Raw genomic sequence first — 17,520 nt, forward strand, 5'->3', positions numbered from 1 at the left:
GCGATCAGTTCGCCAGGCCGCCATCGACGTTCAGCAACTGCCCGGTGATGAAGCTCGCGCGGTCCGATGCGAGGAAGGCTACTGCCTCGGCAATGTCCTCGCGCCGACCAAAGCGGCGCAGCGGGGTCATGTTCGTGACGCTCTCGACAAAGCGCTCGTCCATGGCACCCGATTCTTTGTCGCGCACCGTCATACCCGCGTCCATGACGCCCACTCCAACCGCGTTGGCGCGCATACCCTTGCGGCTTTCCTCGGCGGCAAGCCCACGCACCAGCGCCCAGACGCCAGCCTTGGGAACGATGGAGAGCACGTCGTGCGGCAACCACGTTTCGACACCGCAAGTGACCAGCGCCGTAATGGACCCTCGATTGGCCCGCAGGTGCGGACTCACCGCCTGCGCGATCGTCGCGAAACCCATGATGTCCGCCAGCACATAATCACGGAGGCGATTGAGATCGGTCTTAACAAGCGGCTCTAGATAGATATGAGGCCCCGCAGCGGAGACCACCGTGTGGATCGGCCCGTCAGCGGCTGCTGCGGCGACGAAGGCGGCTACGGAACTGGCATCTTCTATGAATGCCTGCCGCGCGACCGCCTCACCACCGCTCTGCCGGATCGTCTCCGCTGCGGATTCGGCGGCGGCCTGGCCGTTCTGGTACGACAGTACGACCCCGCATCCACGTGCGGCGATCGCCTGCGCTATGGCGATACCCAGGCCACCGCTTCCACCAAAGATCAAAGCCTGGCCATATCGAAACTCCGGAGGCGCTGCATAATCTTCGATGGTCATCGGGATCCTCTCCTATGTTTTAAAGGGCGGCGTAAAGGCCGGGGCTGTGGCCCCGCACCTCTCCAGCCCAGATTGGCGGAAGGGCACAAGTCCTCTTCCATGGGCTTACGGCTCATTATCCCCGCGCGCTAAGCGTGATCCTGCCGTCGCCGAATGGCGCATCGCGGTTCTTGAGCGCGGTCTTGAGATCATGCTCCTTCATGTCGGCCTTGAACTGCGTCCGGCGCGGACCAGCTGCAAGATGGGCACGGGCGTCGTTCTCAGCCGCCATTCGTTGCAGCGTCTTTGCGCCCATGAACTCGAGGCCCATGTTCACGATCCGCTTGTGGCTGGACAGCAACTCCGCGTCGACGGCGGCGATGCGGCTCGCCTGCTCGAGGACATAACTATCCAGTTGCTCCGCCGGTACCGAATCCAGCACCAGGCCGATCTTCGCCGCGTCCTTGCCCGACAGGGTGTCGCCGGTGAACAGCAGGCGCTTCGTCCACTGCGGTCCCATATGATAAAGCCACATCTGATTGGGCGGGCAGCCATTGGCGCGCGTGGCCGGAAAACCGATACGCGCGTCGTCCGATGCGATCACGAGGTCGCAATGAAAGGCGATGTCGGTGCCTCCAGCCAGACAGTTGCCATGCACCTTGGCGATAACCGGCTTGTGCAAGTCGAACATGACGACGGTCAGCTTCTGCTGGCTTTCGACGTTCCAAGCATCGTCATCGAAATTGGCGATCTTACTGCGATACGGGATGCCCTCGCCCGCTACGGCGCCGTCAGCCGCACGGCCAGCATAAGCGCCCGCCAAGTCATAACCGGCGCAGAAATCCTTTCCCGCCCCTTGCAGCACGATGACGTTGACGTCGGTGCGGTCATCCGCCTCGATCATCGCGTCGTGCATTTCCTGAAGCAGGGCGGGGCTAAGCGCGTTGCGCTTCTCGGGCCGGTTAAGCGTGATGGTAGCGATGCGATCGGCCACGTTGAAGTGGATCAGTTCCGGGTTTGACAACCACTTGCCATTGTAGTCCTGCATATATCATCTCCCTCAAGCGTTTATCATTTCGCGCACGGCGGCTGCGATGCCGTCCGGGCTCAATCCATAATGTCGGTAAAGGTGCGTGGGCGGCGCGACCAGGACATAATCGTCAGGCAATGCATGGCGCCGGAACCGGGTGGCAAAGCCATTCTCAGCCAAGATCTCAGCGATCGCGCTGCCCAGACCGCCATTGGGGTTATGCTCCTCGACGGCCAGTATCCCGCCGGTTTCCTTGGCTGCCGCCAGTACTCCGCCGACATCCATCGGCTTGATCCAGGCGGCGTCGAGGACACGGATCGAGACTCCTTCGCCCTCCAAAATGTCGGCGGCATCGAGCGCTGCTTTAACGCCGATGCCTGTCGCGATCACTGTCAAGGCATCCCCATCACGCAGATTAACGAGGCGGCCGGTTTCAAACCGGGGGACGGTCTTGTAGACTTCCTTCTCCGCCCCCCGGCCGATCCGGATGTAGACAGGGCCAGGCACATCCATGGTCGCGCGAAGCAGGCCGCGCACGGCGTTGCCGTCGGCGGCACTGACAACGGTCATGTGCGCCATCGCACGGGTGATCGCCAGATCCTCCACGGCATGGTGCGACGTCCCGTAGAATCCCATCGAAATGCCGGCGTGATGCGCGAGGATGCGCACCGGCATCTTCGTATAAGCCATATCCGTCCGCAGCTGTTCGGCGCACAGGAGTGAGGCAAAGGAAGCGAAAGTCGAAACATAGGGGATCAGGCCGCACGTGGCGAGCCCGGCGGCGACCGACATCATGTTCTGCTCAGCGATGCCGGTGTTGACGAAGCGATCGGGATAGCGGTCCCTAAACAACGACAGTCCGTTGGATGAGGCGAGATCGGCTGTCAGCACGACAATGGCGTCGCGCTCTGCCGCCATCGCAGAAAGCTCGTCGCCCATGGTGAGCGCCGGAAGCTTCGCGAGCGATGTCTCGATGTTCCAGCTGGCGGAGTCGAGTGGTTCGATCATCGGCCGATCCTCGCCTTGATCTCCGCGATCGCCACATCCTTGTCCTTGGGCCCCAGATAGCCAAGGTGCCAGTGCGGCGATACTTCCATGAACCCGACGCCCTTGCCCTTCTTGGTCCGCGCGACGATCACGTGCGGACGGTCGGCGTCCTGCGCGACGTCGAACGCTTCGACCACCGCTGAGACAGCATGGCCATCGATCTCCGCCGTTGACCAGCCGAAAGCTTCGAACTTGGCCGCGATCGGTTCGATGCCCATCACGTCCTCGATGTCGCCATCCAGGCCCATGCCGTTCGCATCGACGATCGCGATCAGGTTCGACAAGCGATAATGGCCGGCAGCCATCGCTGCTTCCCAGACCTGACCTTCGTTCAGTTCGCCATCGCCAAGCATCACCCAGGTCAGAAAGTCGCGCTTCTGCATGCGCGCGCCGAGCGCCATTCCGACACCGACTGAAAGATTGTGGCCGATCGAGCCCGAACTGAAATCGCAGCCGGGAACCTTGTTCATGTCAGGGTGGTCCCCAAGCGGGCTGCCCAAACGCGTATAGGTGTCGAGCCACTCGACGGGAAAAAACCCGAGGTCTGCTAAGACCGGATATTGCCCGATCGCGGCATGGCCTTTCCCCAGTAGAAATCGGTCCCGGTCCGGCCAGCGTGGATTGGCAGGATCGAGCCGGAGTGTGTGGTAATAGAGCGCCGCGAACATCTCGGCGCAGGAATAAACACTCGAGTAATGGCCGCTCTTGGCGATCTCGATCAGGCGGATAGTCTCCAGCCTGATCCAGTCGGCCCGCTCGGCAAGCGAGGCGGGATCCACCTCGCGATTTCGCGGCAAGATGCTTTTGTTGGTCAAGCGGCCACCTCGGATGATGTTCAGTAGAAGTGGGGGCTCGCTAACAAGCCCCCAACGATCATTCGCCTTGGAACGTCGGCGTTTCCTTGTTGAGGAAAGCGGCCACGGCCGTCTTGTGATCCTTCGTGAATACCGTGAGCATTTCCAGGCCCAGATGGGCTTCGATGACGCCCTCGACCTGCTTGCGTAGCAACATGTTGATGCTGCGCTTGGTCGCGTTGAGTGCCTGGGTGGGCCCGTTCGCCAGCTTGTCGGCCAGCGCGTAGACAGCGTCGTCGAGTTGATCGAGCGGGACGCTCTTGTTGATCAAACCCATTTCGACCGCCCGAGGCGCTTCGATGTGCTCGCCGGTCAGCAGGAACCATTTCGCCTGCGCGAAGCCGATATGCTGCGGCCAGATGAACGCGCCACCGTCACCAGCCGAAATTCCGACCAAGACATGGGGATCGCCGAGCTTGGCGCTGTCCGCCGCGATTGTGAGATCGCACAGTAAAGCTACAGTCGCACCAAAGCCCATGGCGTGGCCGTTGATCCGCGCGATCACGACCTTGTTCAGTTCTAGCAGTCCGTGCACAATGAACGGACCACGGCGAAAGAACTTGGAATGGTGGAACGGGTCTTCGATATTGTCGTGCATGTCCTTGATGTCGCCGCCTGCGGAAAATGCCCGGCCTTCGCCCGTCAACACGACCACGGAGCAATCAGGATCACGCGCTATGTCGTAGAACACATAAGACAGTTCATCATGGAGATCGAAGCTGGCCGAGTTCATGGGCGGATTGTCCATCGTCACGGTCAGGACCTTGCCTCGCCGGGAAAATTTCAGCGCCTTGTAATTCTCGTACATATGGTTCTCCATCATCCTCTCGCGAATGGCCGTCGTGTCTATCGTTTCGCGGTGGCGTGCAAGTATTTTTGATCCGACAACCAAAAAATCGCGCGTGCAGAACGTTATGACCGTTTTACGATTGCCCAGCCGCGCCAGCCCGTTAGGAAAGGCTTGCGGCCTTTCCGCCAACGATGCGGAGGATTGATGACACGCGCAGTGACCCTTAACAACGGTATCTCGCTCCCCTTGATTGGTTTGGGCGTCATGGGAATCGAAAATGCCGATCTGCCTGCGGTCATGCGCCAGGCGGTCGAGATGGGTTATCGTTCATTCGACACCGCCCCGATCTACGGCAACGAAAAGGGCGTGGGTGAGGCCTTGAAGAAGTGCGGCCTCCCGCGCGAGGACGTGCTGATCACGACCAAGCTGTGGAACACCCGGCAAGGCTATGACGAGGCGTTGCGGGCGTTCGACGAAAGTCTGGCCGCGCTGCAGCTAGACTACATCGACGTCTATCTGATCCATTGGCCCGTTCCCGCAAAAGATCTCTATGCGGACAGCTGGCGAGCATTGGTTCGCATTCTGGAGGAAGGGCGCGTCAAGTCGATCGGCGTGTCTAACTTCCAGGCGGATCATCTCGAGCGCATTATCGGCGAAACAGGCGTCGCACCGGCCTTGAACCAGATCGAACTTCATCCCGAATGGCAGCAACGGGCGTTGCGTGACCTTCATGCACGCCACGGCATCGTAAGCGAGGCGTGGAGCCCCTTGGGCCGAGGCAGCGCCTTGAAGAATCCGAAGATCGAAGCCACCGCCGCCCGCCTCGGGTGCACGACCGCACAACTGATCCTCGCCTATCTCACCGGCCTCGACGTCGTCGTAATCCCCAAGGCTTCGTCGGTCGGCCACCTTCAGGACAATATCGACAGTCTATCGATCGCTCTGGACGACGAGGCGATCGCGGCAATGGCCGCACTGGATAGCCCTGATGGCCGGTTCGGGCCCGATCCGCAGAGGTTTGAAGCCATACCTGGCCGCGATTGAAAGCGGCTTTCATCACGGAGAACGGGCTTGAGCCAAAAATTTACTTTTGATCTTTCTGGACGCGTGGTGCTCGTAACCGGCGCCTCCTCGGGCATCGGCCTGCGCTTCGCCCAAGTGCTCGCCCAATCGGGCGCGAAAGTCGTACTCGGCGCGCGGCGACCCGATCGTTTGCAGTCAGCCGTGGAGCAGATCGTGGCGGCCGGCGGCGAAGCCATGGCCGTCACCATGGACGCTACCGACGAGGCTTCCACCATCGCCGCTTACGACGTTGCCGAGGCTCGATTTGGCGTGGTGGACACCATCATCGCCAATGCAGGATCCAGCGGTGCCGGCACCGCGGTAGATCTGCCGGTGAGTGACTTCGATCAGGTGACCGCGCTCAATCTGCGCGGGCCGTTCCTGACTGCCCGCGAGGGCGCCCGCCGGCTGATCGCAGCCGGTAGTGGGACGCAAGGCCACGGCCGCATCGTGCTCACCGCATCGATCACTGCCCACGTCGTCGAAGCAGGATTATCCGCTTACTCCGCGACCAAGGCGGGCGTCATTCAACTCGGGAAGGTTCTGGCACGCGAATGGGTGCGCCAGGGGATCAATGTCAACATGATCTGCCCCGGCTATATTCGCACCGATATCAACGCGAAGTGGTTCGACAGCGATGGCGGGAAGAAACAGATCGCCCGCTTCAACCGCCGCCGCCTGATGGACCACGACGCGCTCGATGCGTTGATCCTTTTTCTGTGTTCTGATGCGAGCAAGGCCGTCACCGGGAGCGCCATCACCATCGACGACGGACAGAGCCTGGGATAGGCCGGGTCTTCGGCCGTGGCCGGCTTTTGAGTAGCGATACAAATTCATGATGCGCGGTTTGGATCACATGCAGACCGCGCATCAGAACTGTGTCAGCTTATTCGATGATGCCGAGCACATAACCCACTTCGTAAGTCTCGCCCGGTGTCGCGATGATCTTGAGCGTCCCGGTGGCCGGGCTTTCTACCTCGTTGGTCGACTTGTCGCTTTCGAGCGAAAAGAGCGGCTGGCCTTCGCTGATCGCGCCGCCATCGGCGACGAGCCATTCCGCCAAGACACCTTCGTTCATGGAAAAACCGATCTTGGGGAGCAGAACTTCGGTCGCCATCATCATCTCCTTGCTCGCAATCACTGCAAGACTTTTGAATGCTGTTTCAATAGTTTTCAGGCAGAGATTGCGCAACGGGTTTTGTATCAGCGCCTGAGAGCATGTCGACGCCATAAAAATTCGCGGCGGTGCGCCAATACATCTCGTCGCGTTCTTCGATCGTGAGCGGCCGTGTCAATCGTTTGAAGGCGTTCCACAAAACCGTGTAGCCATAGTCACGCCGATCAACAGGGAAATTGCTTTCTAGCATGATACGGACGGTACCAAAAGCGCTCAGACATTCCTCATAGAAGGGTTGGATCAGGCTTGCCAATTCCAGCGACCCCCAAGGCGCGGGGCGCTTATGGAGGTTCAATGGGCCGAGCGGCGCGTAAGAGCCGCCGCCCGCTCCACCTACTTTCATCCAGACGTTATCACAAGCGGCCAACGCGTGGATTTGCTGTCGCCACTTGGCAAATCGCGCACGCCCGTCCGGGTTGTCCTGGAGCGCAAATGCCGGCGCCCCGCAATAGTCAATCACTTTCGGAGTGTCAGGAAAGTCGGCGGCCAAACGCACGATCTCAGGGAGATTTTCCGCAAAGGCGAAGATGTCGCAGACCAGTCCCATCGGTGCCAGGCGTGCGAAACCGTCGTGAAATGCGGTGGTGGCGCACAAGTCCCTTGGCGGCATGGGAATGCCGAGGTCGATGTGCTCGGACCAGAATGGATTGGCCCGCAAGCCGCGAAACCGCCCCCTCCCCGCTTCCACGTGGGCATCCAGAGCCGCCTGTACCGTGTCCCCGCCCCGATCGAGCTGTCCGTGACCGATGATCGCCGCAGCGATCCGAGGTGCCTTTCTGACATCTGCGGCTTCGCCCATCGCTGCCGCGAAGGCGGTTTCGCCAACCGGGCGAAGATGCGATGGTCCACTACGATGCCATTGCGTCAAAGCTTCCATATAAACGGTTGCGGCGACATTATGGCCGTCGTCAAGGTCTGCTTCCAGCTCCGTCATCCCGTAGGGCGGATCGAAAGACGGAAAAACATGATGATGCGGGTCTAGGATCAACTGATCCAGATCCAGTGCAGCTTCCTTTGTTTGCTGCAACCAGACCGGGTCGAACAGCCGCAGACTTCCCATTTTCCGCTCCTTACGTGGCTGCTCTTGCAGGCTCGAACAGCGTAAGGCAATAGGGCTGCCCTTCGCCCGGGATCCGTCGAGAGGCACGCCAAGATTTTTATGCCCGAGATAACGTTCATCGATCCGGACGGTGTTGTTCATCTGCTCCAATGCGATACTGGCCGCAGCCTCATGCGTGCCGCTGTAAACGCCGGGGTGCCGGGCGTGGTTGCGGAATGCGGCGGTTGCATGACATGCGGAACATGCCACGTGCATCTGGACGTCGAAACCTTCGCCCGGTTGCCGGAACCATCCGACGACGAAGAGGCGATGCTGGACATCCTGATCGACCGGGACTCGACAAGCCGCTTGAGTTGTCAGGTGCGGGTATCCGAGGTTTTGGCAGGTGCCACCGTCCGGGTCAGCAACAACAACGGCTGATGCCGACCAGATCAGGAGAGCATACGATATGACTTCCAATGACATCGGCCCGGTCGTTCCATTCGAGGTGGCCGTGCCACAACCGGTTCTTGACCGAATAGCAGCCAAACTCGCTCTTGCGCAGGTTGGCTATGCGCCCCGTGATGACGATGAATGGCGCCATGGCACATCGGCAAGCTATCTTGCCGAGCTGCTTGAATATTGGCGCGACAGTTTCGACTGGCGGGCGACCGAGGCCCAACTCAACCGTTATCCGCAGTTCAAGGCTCGCATCGAGGACATAGACGTCCACTTCTACCATGTGCGGGGATCAGGGTCCGAGGGCCGCGTAATTCTTCTTACCCATGGATGGCCGGGATCGGTCATGGAATTCCTCGAAGTCATGGAACGGCTGGCGCATCCCGAAAAGTTCGGAGGATTGGCCGAGGAGGGGTTCGATCTCGTAATCCCCTCCCTCCCGGGCTATGGCTTTTCGGGCCGACCCGCCGCGCCGATCGGGCCGCGAAGGACGGCGCAGCTCTGGCGGCGCCTCATGACCGATGCACTCGGGTACAAGCGCTTCTTCGCGCAGGGCGGAGACTGGGGGGCGGCCGTAACCCATTGGCTTGGCAGCGACCATGGCGACGTGGTCGCGGCGATCCATCTGAACCTTCTGCTGGGCACGCCGCCCGACGACTCGCCCGAGACGCTTGAATGGCGCAAAAAGCTAGATGAGGTCCGCGCCTTGGAATCAGGTTATGCGCACGAGCAGGCGACCCGGCCACAGACGATCGGCCTTGCGCTGCATGACTCGCCGCTGGGCTTCGCTGCCTGGGTGATCGAGAAGTTCCAGCGTTGGGGGGATACCCATGGTGATGTGGAAAGCCGCTTCAGCAAGGATCTACTGCTCGGCAACATCATGATCTATCTGGTCAACGATGCGGTGATATCTTCGCTTTGGATGTACTACGGCGCCGACGGCGAGCTCCCCCGCTACTCGAGCAGGGTGGAGGTGCCCACCGGCGTCGCGTTGTTCCCGGGGGAATTTCTGCCGATACCGCCTCGGGCGATCGTCGAGCGCTCCATGAACCTGCAGCGTTGGACACAGATGCCCTCGGGAGGACACTTCGCGGCCATGGAGGAGCCGGTAGCTTTCGCGGACGAGGTGCGGGCGTTCTTTGTAAGTCTATCTTGACCGCGCGAGATGAATCCTGTTTTTGAATGAAGGATAAAAAGGTTCGACATGGTGGAAGGGTCGACTTAGAGCGACCTCCATCGACTGGATCGGGAAGGATCAGAATGGCGACCAAAGTGGCTGTGCGGCGCAATTCGCCGGGCGCGGCAGACCTGAGCGAGCTGCGCCGACGCGCGCTCAACATCAGGCGCCACATCGTCACCCAGGCGCGAGGCAAGGGACAGGGCTACGTCGCGCAGGGGCTTGGCATCGCCGATCTTCTGGCGGTTCTTTACTTCCGCGAACTGCGGCTTGATCCCAACGATGCCGAGTGGGCGGACCGTGACCGATTCGTCCTAAGCACCGGCCACTATTCCATCGGCCTTTATGCGGGATTGGCCGAGTTCGGCTATATCCCTGCTTCCGACCTGCACACGTATGGCATGGCCGGCAGCCGCCTGCCGATGAGCACGTTTGATGACGTGCCGGGCATCGAGATGGTTGGCGGGTCGCTAGGTCACGGTCTGGGCCAAGGTGTTGGCATGGCTCTGGCCGCCAAGCTTGATGGGAAGGATATTCGCGTCGTCGTCGAACTCTCGGATGGCGAGCTGCAGGAAGGGTCGACCTGGGAAGCGGCAATGTCAGCCGCGACTTTCAAGCTCGATCAATTGGTTGCCGTGATCGACTGCAACGGCATTCAGGCCGATGGTCCAGTCACGACTCAAATCGAGCCGGTCGCGGACAAATGGCGGGCATTCGGGTTCGACACCGTCGAGATCGACGGCAACGACGTATCGGCCCTATGCGACGCCTTCGACGCACTGCGCGCTGCGAACGATCGGCCAAAGGCCATCGTGATGAGGACCGTTCCAGGCAAAGGCATTGCGACGCTCGAAGCGCGCGAGCGTGCGCATTTCGTACGCACGGAGGCAAGTGAATGGGACAGGCTTGCGGACGAATTGGAGCCGGGACAATGAGCCGCCCGGTTTTCACGCCCGGCATGGGCGAAGTCGCTGCGCAGGCTGGCCCCTATGAAGCGGCGACCTTCGGGCACGCGCTCGCCGACCTGGCGGACGAACGCGCGGAGATCGTCGGATTGACGGCCGATATGGCCAAATACACCGACCTCCTTCCTTTTGCGCATCGACACCCGGATCGATACATAAACGTCGGCATGGCGGAGCAGAACCTTGTTGCGGTCGCCGCCGGAATGGCGCGCATGGGCAAGATCCCTTACATCACCACGTATGGTGTATTCCTGACGCGCCGGGCATTGGACTTCATCACTATCGCCTGCGCTCACAGCGACGTGCCCGTGAAGATCTTTTCGAATATGCCGGGGCTGGTCAACGGTCTGGGTGGAACGCACCAGTCGACCGAAGATCTCGCGATCATGCGGACGGTGCCGGGCCTCACCATCATCGATCCCTGCGATGCGGTGGAATTGCGGCAGGTCGTTCGCGCGGCGGCCGATATCCCGGGCACGGTCTATGTTCGCAATATCCGCGGGAACGTACCAGTTCTGCTAGATCCTGAGACCCACGTCTTCGAGGCTGGCAAGGCGCGACAATTGCGGGATGGCAAGGATGTCGGCATCGTCAGCACCGGCACGATGAGCGGTCGCGCGTTGGAGGCGGCCAAGGATGCAGCGGCGAAGGGCATCGACGCAGCGATCCTGCATGTGCCGACGATCAAGCCGTTCGATGCCGAGGCGGTGGCCGAATTCTGCGCCCGCTTCCCCCGCATCGTGGTTCTGGAAAACCACATCCGGTCCGGTGGGCTCGGCACCCTCATAATGGAAACGCTGTATGCGCGCGGCACGCTGAAGCCACTGGCGCACGTGGCATTGGAGGACCGCTTTCACGAATGCGGTCCGCTGGACTATCTGGAAGGCCTCTACCGGTTCGACCGGCAGCGTTTGGCCGAAGCCATCGAAAAAGGCATATAAGCATGGCGACACCTTTTGACTTTGCCGGCAAGACTGTCCTGGTCACTGGCGGGGGCAGCGGCCTTGGGCTCGCGACCGCGCGGAGGTTCGCCGAAGGTGGGGCGACGGTGGTCATCAACGACTTGCGTGAGGAAGCGGCGCGCGAGGCCGCGACGCAACTTGGACCTCGGCATCTGGGCGTCGGGGGCGACGTATCGAAGGAACCTGACGTCAAGGCTTTCGTGGCGGAGGCCGCCGCGCTTACCGGGCGCATCGACATACTCGTCAACAATGCCGGGGTCCCGGACAGCTTTACTCCAACGGTCGATCAGGAGCTTTCTCACTGGCAACGGCTCATCGACATCCACCTGACCGGTACCTACCTCGTTTCCAAGACCGTAGCTCGGTTGATGATCGAAGCAGGACAAGGCGGGGCCATCGTCAATCTCAATTCCATTGCGGGCGTGATGGGCCTGCCGGTACGAACGGCCTACAGCGCCGCAAAGGCTGGCATCGGCATGCTGACCCGCGTGCTGGGCTGCGAATGGGGCACCCACCACATCCGCGTGAATGCTGTCGCTCCCGGCTACATGCTGACGCCGCTTCTCCAGGGCCTTTTGGACGCGGGCAAGGTCGACGGCGGGCGCATCCGCCGGCGCACGCCCATGGGTACTTATGGTACCGCGGAACAGATCGCCGATGCGATCACGTTCCTCGCGTCGGATCAGGCGGCTTTCATCACCGGCGTCACCCTGCCCGTCGACGGCGGTTACATGGCATTCGGTGCACCGAGCGATGCTTTCACGATTGAGGATGACATGGCGTGAGCGGAGCGCTGCGCCAGTTCGTCGCACCACCGCTTTATCTACAAGGGCCGGATGCGCTGGATCGGCTTCCCGAGCTTATCGCGGCGCTCGGCTCGGCACCGCTGATAGTTAACGATCCCGGGGTCGAGGCCATACTTGGGAGCCGTCTGGCGATGTTGTTGCCCAACGCGTCCCGTATTCCCCTGGAAGGAGAGATCACGCCTGGGGCGATACGCTCGATCGGTGAACGCGCCCCTTTGTGCGACGTCGTCATCGGTGTGGGAGGCGGCAAGGCGCTGGATGCTGGAAAGGCGCTGGCTCGTGACCGCAAGGCCAGGTTCGTCAGCGTTCCCACGATAGCGTCGAATGATGCGCCCACAAGCCGCGCGATCGCGCTCTATGGCGACGAAGACCATCGCTTCATGGTCGAGAGCCTCGGTCGCAATCCCGACGCGGTGATCGCCGACACGGTGGTGCTAGCCAGTGCACCAGCGCAATTTCTACGCTGTGGCATCGGCGATGCTCTGGCCAAGGCGGGCGAAGCGCGGGGCTGCGCTGCGGCGCTAGACGGACTAACGCCGTTGGGGACCCTGCCCGCCATTTCCGGGCTGGCGCTCGCGCAGGCCGCGTACGAAACACTGCGCATCCATGCGGCCGCTGCGCTCGCCGTCGCGGGCATCGGCCATCCAGACGCGTCCTTCGAGGCAACAGTCGAGGCGGTGATCCTGATGAGTGGGCTCGGCTTCGAGAATGGCGGCCTCGGCCTCGCCCATGCGATGACGCGCGGCTTGATCCTTGCCCCCCGCACCCACCGACATGCTCATGGCGAACACGTCGCCTATGGGATGATCGTCCAGTCGGCACTCATCGCCGACGACGCGGCGTTGGAAACTGAACGCGCGTTCGTGCGCGGTCTGGGACTGCCGGCGGCTTTGGTCGACTTCGGTGGCGGAAAGGTCGACGGCGACGAGATCGACTTCCTGGCGAAGCAGGCGATGACCGCGCGGCAGCATGTCCGCAACTTTGCCCAGCCCTTAACCGCCGAGCGGATTGCGCGCGCGATCAAGCGTGTGGAACAAGGAGCCTGAGCCATGCGGGCAGCGGTCTTCTCCAAAAAGGGCGAACCCCTGCGGATCGAGAATGTGCCCGATCCCTCGCCCGGCAAAGGCGAAGTCGTGCTGCGTGTCAGCCGCTGTGGGATCTGTGGCAGCGACGTGCACATGACGGCCGCGGATGGGTACGGGTTTCCTCGAGGTTCTGTGCTAGGACATGAATTCTGCGGCGAAGTCGTAGCGCTGGGCAAGGATGTCGGGTCGTTGCAACTGGGTGATCGTGTCACCGCCATGCCGTTCTTTGGTTGCGGAGCATGCGAACCATGCCGACGCGGTGAGCTGGGCTGGTGCGCTACGACCGGCCTGGCCGCCGGCTTCGGCTCGGCGGCAGGAGCCTATGCGCAATATGTGACGGTTGCGGCGCGATCGTCGGTCGTGCTGCCGGGCGGGGTGAGCGATGAACTCGGTGCGCTGGTAGAGCCGCTGGCCGTCGCGCTGCATGGCGTGCGGCGCGCTAACGTCGGTCCGACAACGCGAGTTGCCGTGCTCGGCGCAGGGCCCATCGGCCTAGCCGCTGCCTTCTGGGCGCGAACGCTGGGCGCGAAGAGCGTTGCCGTGATCGCTCGCTCTCGCCGAAGCGCGGAGCTTGCGGGCACGATCGGAGCGGACGCTTTCCTGACCAATACAGATGGCGTCGCTGACGCCTTGGGTGGCGCGCCGCATGTCGTTCTCGAATGCGTCGGCCTTTCCGGCATGCTCGACAAGGCGGTCAGCATCGCCGGATCTCGTGGGCAGATCATCGTGCTTGGCTTCTGCACGCATCCCGATGCGATCAGCGGCGCGGCCTGCCTGCTCAAGGAAGTCACAATCGCCTATTCCAAGACTTACAGCTTAGATGATTATGAGACAGTCGTACGCACCCTTGAAGCTGGCGCAACAGCGCCTGCAGCCATGGTGTCGCGGATCGAGCCGCTGGACAGACTGCCGGAACTCATGAACGCGATGCGATCCGGTCTGGCCGACTGCAAGATCCAGATCGATCCTTGGGCGTGACACCGTCAAACACAAATACCACAGATCGCCTGGCGGCGGACCGCTGAGCATTATTTTGAATGTAAATTAAAATAAGCTTGTCTCCCGCCTCGAATTGCGGGAAAAAGCACAGCATAATGGCCATGAGGACGATGCGTTCGTGAATCTTAGACTGCGGCAGGTCGTGTTGGTGGCGCGTAGCAAGGCTGATACGGTGGCCGTATTTCAGACTATGCTGGGTCTTTCGCCGGTGCACGGCAGCGGTGATCTATCGCCCTATGGCCTTCCCGCGAGTGGCCCGATGTCTGAAGGCGGTCGCAAGGTGCTTGCTGATCTCGGCGTCGAAAACCTGATCTTCGCCGCCGGTTCCGACTTCATCGAAGTCATGTTCCCGACGCGCCAGGATGGATTGACCGTCGCTTTCATGGATCGACGGGGTGGTGACACCGGCTATATGCTCGTTCTTCAGACTGACGACGTCGACCGCTACGAGGCCTTGGCGGGCAAGGAAGGCGTCCGCATCTCACACAAGGCATCATTTCCCAGATATTCGGATATTCACCTGCACCCGCGCGATTGTGGCGGCGCGCTGTTGTCCATGGCCCGTGAACTGCCTGACAATGTGCCGGACGGCCCATGGTACCCGGCAGGGACCACATGGCAGGAGACGCCAGCTTCGTCCGCCGTTTCGGCAGTCGTAGGCGCCGAGATGCGCAGTCCGGATCCCGAGGCGTTGGCGCGGCGTTGGGGCCGGTTGCTCGACTTGCCGGTGCAGGGCGACGATGGCGCGTGGTTGGTCACACTTGATGACGGTGTATTGCGCTTCGTTCGAGCAGATAACGATCAGAAGGAAGGGTTTTATGGCATCGATCTCAAGATTCACGATCGCGGCCGCATCGAGCAAGGCGCCAAAGCCGCCGGAATCGTGATCGAAGAGAACCAGCTTACCATATGCGGCATGACCGTGCGGCTCGTCGATTGAGCACGCGAACTCTCTAGTCAGAAGGCAGATTGAACGGTGGACTTGGAGTTATCAAATGCGCTGGACGACTTCCGCCAGCAGGCGCGTGCCTACATCAAGGATGCGCTTCCCGCCGATATCGCACGGCGGCAGGCGGAAGGATGGCATCCAACCGAGCGCGACAATCGCGAGTGGATGCGCATCCTGTCCGAAAAGGGCTGGTCTCTGCCGGAATGGCCAGTCGAGTTTGGCGGAGCGGGCTGGTCGCCGCTGCAGAGCTACATTTTTGAAGATGAATGCGCCGCCGCGGATGCGCCGCATGTGCAATGGCGCGCGGGTTATAGTCTAGTCGGCCCGGTCATCTGTAATTTCGGCTCCGAGGCCCAGAAGGCTCGATATCTGCCGACGATCCGCACCGGCGCTGAACTATGGTGCCAAGGTTTCTCCGAGCCCAATGCAGGGTCCGATCTCGCCTCGCTCAAGACCTCGGCGGTGCTCGATGGCGATGAGTATGTGGTCAATGGCCAGAAAATCTGGACATCCGAGGCACAATATGCCGACTTGATCTTCGCGCTGGTTCGGACCGATGCCACGGTGAAACCGCAGAGGGGCTTATCTTGCCTGATCATCGACATGAAAACGCCGGGTATTACCGTCCGACCGATCTATACGATCGATAACAGCGATCACGTCAATGAGGTGTTCTTCGACAATGTCCGGGTGCCTGTCGGCAATCTTGTCGGCGAGGCCAACATGGGCTGGACCTATGCGAAGTTTTTGCTCGGGAACGAACGCCACTCCAACGCTCTCGTGCAACGCGTAAAGCGCGAAATCCGCAAGTTGCGCAATCTGGCCTCGCAAGAGGTCTTCGGCGAGCGTTTCATCGACAAGCCGGTGTTTCGCCGCAAGCTCGCTGAACTCGAGATCGACACCGCCGCGCTCGAATGGGCCGTGTTGCGCTCGGCAAGCGCGCACGGACAGATGGCCGGACGCGATATGGCATTCGCGTCGGGCCTTAAGGTAGAAGGATCGTACATTCAGCAGCGCGTCGCCGACCTGCAGCTGGAGGTGATCGGCCCTTGGGTGGCCCCAGACTTCCCCGAGCCTCACGACGGCTCTTGGACCGACGATCGCTTCGGCGATGCGCCGAAAGATGTACCGGGAGCCATGACCAAGGCCTTGTTCCGCCGCGCTGCACCCATCTACGGTGGCGCCAATGAAATCCAGCGCGGCATAATCTGGCGCGCCGTCTTCCAGAAGTGATTGCCCATGGACTTTTCACTCGACGAAAATCAGCAGGTTTTGAAGGATGGCGCGGGGCGCTTCTTTGCTGACAAATACGATTTCGAAAGCCGGCGCAAGCGGTTGCTCGAAGTCAGCGGCACGGATCGGGATATGTGGAGCCAGTTCGCCGATCTTGGCTGGCTCGGCATTCTCGTGCCCGAAGAACAGGGAGGGCTTGGCTGGGGCGTCGTCGATGCGGCAGTGATCCTTGGCGAGTGCGGCAAGGTATTGATTGCCGAACCGTTTCTGGAATGCGGCGTGGTGGCGCCCACGATGTTGGCAGGCTCGGCCTCAGCCCTTGTTGGCACGGCGCTCGAGGAGATCGTTGCCGGCACGGCGCTTGTCGTGCCCGCGCTTCTAGAGAACGGCAACCGCTACCACTATGCACGGCCGATGACTTCAGCTTCGGCTGATGGGGAAGGCTACCGCATATCGGGAAAGAAAGTCCTGGTCGTGGGTGGCGATTGTGCCGACCAGTTCATCGTCACCGCCATGCTGGACGGCGAAGTGACGCTATTCCTGGTTGGATCCGATCAAGACGGAGTGTCGCGCAACAGCTATCGCCAGTTGGATGGAAGCTGGGCTGCCGATGTCAGTTTCGAAAATGTTCAAGTCGATGCGGATGCGCGTGTCGGCGGGCTGGAAGCGCTGGAACGTGGCCTTGATGCAGGCGCCATCGGGGTGGCCGCCCAAGAGGTCGGCAGCCTGGACCATATCTTGGAACTGACTGCCGACTATCTCCATACGCGCAAGCAGTTCGCGCAGCCACTTGCCGCTTTTCAGGCGCTCCAGCACATCATGTCGGACTTGTTCGTAAACACCGAGATGGCGCGCTCGGCCCTGCATGGTGGCCTGGCAGCAACGTACCGCAGCGACAGTGAACGAAGCGGTGCCGTTTCCGCCGCGCGCGCCCGTTGCGATCGCGCAGCGCAGACGGTGGGCAATCTCGGCATCTATCTACACGGCGGCATGGGCATGACCATGGAGTACCCGGTCGGCCATCATTACCGTCGCCTGGTGCAGCTAACGCGGGCATATGGCGACACGGAATATCACCTGTCTCGATACGAAGACATGACGTTCAAGGCGAGTTGAC

At 61.3% G+C, this 17,520-nt stretch carries 19 protein-coding genes; 12 read left to right on the plus strand and 7 right to left on the minus strand.

Annotated features, from left to right (window positions below; genetic code table 11):
* Positions 1-4: 4 nt before the first annotated feature.
* From ACZ1JM_RS03080 to ACZ1JM_RS03100, 5 genes are all read right to left on the minus strand, one after another.
* Positions 5-790 carry an SDR family NAD(P)-dependent oxidoreductase gene (locus ACZ1JM_RS03080; protein WP_465131674.1) on the minus strand — a complete coding sequence of 262 codons (786 nt, stop codon included), beginning with the start codon at positions 788-790 and terminating at the stop codon, positions 5-7.
* Positions 791-905: 115 nt separating this feature from the next.
* Positions 906-1,817, minus strand: coding sequence for a crotonase/enoyl-CoA hydratase family protein (locus ACZ1JM_RS03085; RefSeq protein WP_465131675.1), 912 nt, complete (start codon positions 1,815-1,817; stop codon positions 906-908).
* Between the two features lie 12 nt (positions 1,818-1,829).
* The gene (locus ACZ1JM_RS03090) at positions 1,830-2,807 is read right to left on the minus strand and encodes a transketolase family protein (RefSeq protein WP_465131676.1); all 978 of its coding nucleotides are present in this window, start codon (positions 2,805-2,807) and stop codon (positions 1,830-1,832) included.
* Positions 2,804-3,661: a transketolase gene (locus tag ACZ1JM_RS03095; RefSeq protein WP_465131677.1), complete on the minus strand. Its 858-nt coding sequence runs from the start codon at positions 3,659-3,661 to the stop codon at positions 2,804-2,806. Before ACZ1JM_RS03095 ends, ACZ1JM_RS03090 begins: the two co-directional genes overlap by 4 nt.
* Positions 3,662-3,719: 58 nt before the next feature.
* Entirely contained in the window at positions 3,720-4,523 is an 804-nt protein-coding gene (locus ACZ1JM_RS03100; protein ID WP_465131678.1) for an enoyl-CoA hydratase/isomerase family protein, read from the minus strand.
* Positions 4,524-4,694: 171 nt separating this feature from the next.
* On the opposite strand from ACZ1JM_RS03100, the gene ACZ1JM_RS03105 reads away from it, so the two are divergent.
* Both ACZ1JM_RS03105 and ACZ1JM_RS03110 read left to right on the plus strand, forming a co-directional pair.
* Positions 4,695-5,534, plus strand: a complete 840-nt coding sequence (locus ACZ1JM_RS03105; protein WP_465131679.1) for an aldo/keto reductase — start codon at positions 4,695-4,697, stop codon at positions 5,532-5,534.
* 27 nt (positions 5,535-5,561) lie between these two features.
* A complete protein-coding gene (locus ACZ1JM_RS03110) occupies positions 5,562-6,341 on the plus strand; it encodes an SDR family NAD(P)-dependent oxidoreductase (RefSeq protein WP_465131680.1) in 780 nt (259 codons plus the stop codon).
* A 97-nt stretch (positions 6,342-6,438) separates the two neighbouring features.
* Here the strand turns inward: ACZ1JM_RS03110 and ACZ1JM_RS03115 are convergent, their stop codons facing one another.
* Positions 6,439-6,669, minus strand: a complete 231-nt coding sequence (locus tag ACZ1JM_RS03115) for a biotin/lipoyl-containing protein (protein WP_465132566.1) — start codon at positions 6,667-6,669, stop codon at positions 6,439-6,441.
* A 46-nt stretch (positions 6,670-6,715) separates the two neighbouring features.
* On the minus strand, positions 6,716-7,930 hold the full coding sequence (locus ACZ1JM_RS03120) for an amidohydrolase family protein (RefSeq protein ID WP_465132567.1): 1,215 nt from the start codon (positions 7,928-7,930) through the stop codon (positions 6,716-6,718).
* Between the two features lie 30 nt (positions 7,931-7,960).
* On the opposite strand from ACZ1JM_RS03120, the gene ACZ1JM_RS03125 reads away from it, so the two are divergent.
* From ACZ1JM_RS03125 to ACZ1JM_RS03170, 10 genes are all read left to right on the plus strand, one after another.
* Positions 7,961-8,209 carry a 2Fe-2S iron-sulfur cluster-binding protein gene (locus ACZ1JM_RS03125; RefSeq protein ID WP_465131681.1) on the plus strand — a complete coding sequence of 83 codons (249 nt, stop codon included), beginning with the start codon at positions 7,961-7,963 and terminating at the stop codon, positions 8,207-8,209.
* Positions 8,210-8,237: 28 nt separating this feature from the next.
* Positions 8,238-9,383, plus strand: coding sequence for an epoxide hydrolase family protein (locus tag ACZ1JM_RS03130; RefSeq protein WP_465131682.1), 1,146 nt, complete (start codon positions 8,238-8,240; stop codon positions 9,381-9,383).
* A 104-nt stretch (positions 9,384-9,487) separates the two neighbouring features.
* Positions 9,488-10,339, plus strand: coding sequence for a transketolase (locus ACZ1JM_RS03135; protein WP_465131683.1), 852 nt, complete (start codon positions 9,488-9,490; stop codon positions 10,337-10,339).
* Positions 10,336-11,310: a transketolase family protein gene (locus ACZ1JM_RS03140; RefSeq protein WP_465131684.1), complete on the plus strand. Its 975-nt coding sequence runs from the start codon at positions 10,336-10,338 to the stop codon at positions 11,308-11,310. The genes ACZ1JM_RS03135 and ACZ1JM_RS03140 overlap by 4 nt, the downstream gene beginning before the upstream one ends.
* A 2-nt stretch (positions 11,311-11,312) precedes the next feature.
* A complete protein-coding gene (locus tag ACZ1JM_RS03145) occupies positions 11,313-12,116 on the plus strand; it encodes an SDR family NAD(P)-dependent oxidoreductase (protein ID WP_465131685.1) in 804 nt (267 codons plus the stop codon).
* Complete coding sequence (locus tag ACZ1JM_RS03150) at positions 12,113-13,183, plus strand: iron-containing alcohol dehydrogenase (protein WP_465131686.1); 1,071 nt, start codon at positions 12,113-12,115, stop codon at positions 13,181-13,183. Before ACZ1JM_RS03145 ends, ACZ1JM_RS03150 begins: the two co-directional genes overlap by 4 nt.
* A 3-nt stretch (positions 13,184-13,186) precedes the next feature.
* Positions 13,187-14,200: an alcohol dehydrogenase catalytic domain-containing protein gene (locus ACZ1JM_RS03155; RefSeq protein ID WP_465131687.1), complete on the plus strand. Its 1,014-nt coding sequence runs from the start codon at positions 13,187-13,189 to the stop codon at positions 14,198-14,200.
* 139 nt (positions 14,201-14,339) lie between these two features.
* Positions 14,340-15,161: a VOC family protein gene (locus tag ACZ1JM_RS03160; protein WP_465131688.1), complete on the plus strand. Its 822-nt coding sequence runs from the start codon at positions 14,340-14,342 to the stop codon at positions 15,159-15,161.
* Positions 15,162-15,197: 36 nt separating this feature from the next.
* Positions 15,198-16,403, plus strand: coding sequence for an acyl-CoA dehydrogenase family protein (locus ACZ1JM_RS03165; protein ID WP_465131689.1), 1,206 nt, complete (start codon positions 15,198-15,200; stop codon positions 16,401-16,403).
* A 6-nt stretch (positions 16,404-16,409) separates the two neighbouring features.
* Entirely contained in the window at positions 16,410-17,519 is a 1,110-nt protein-coding gene (locus tag ACZ1JM_RS03170) for an acyl-CoA dehydrogenase family protein (RefSeq protein WP_465131690.1), read from the plus strand.
* The last annotated feature ends 1 nt before the right edge of the window (position 17,520 follow it).

It is taken from the genome of Novosphingobium sp. BL-S-24, assembly GCF_055521575.1.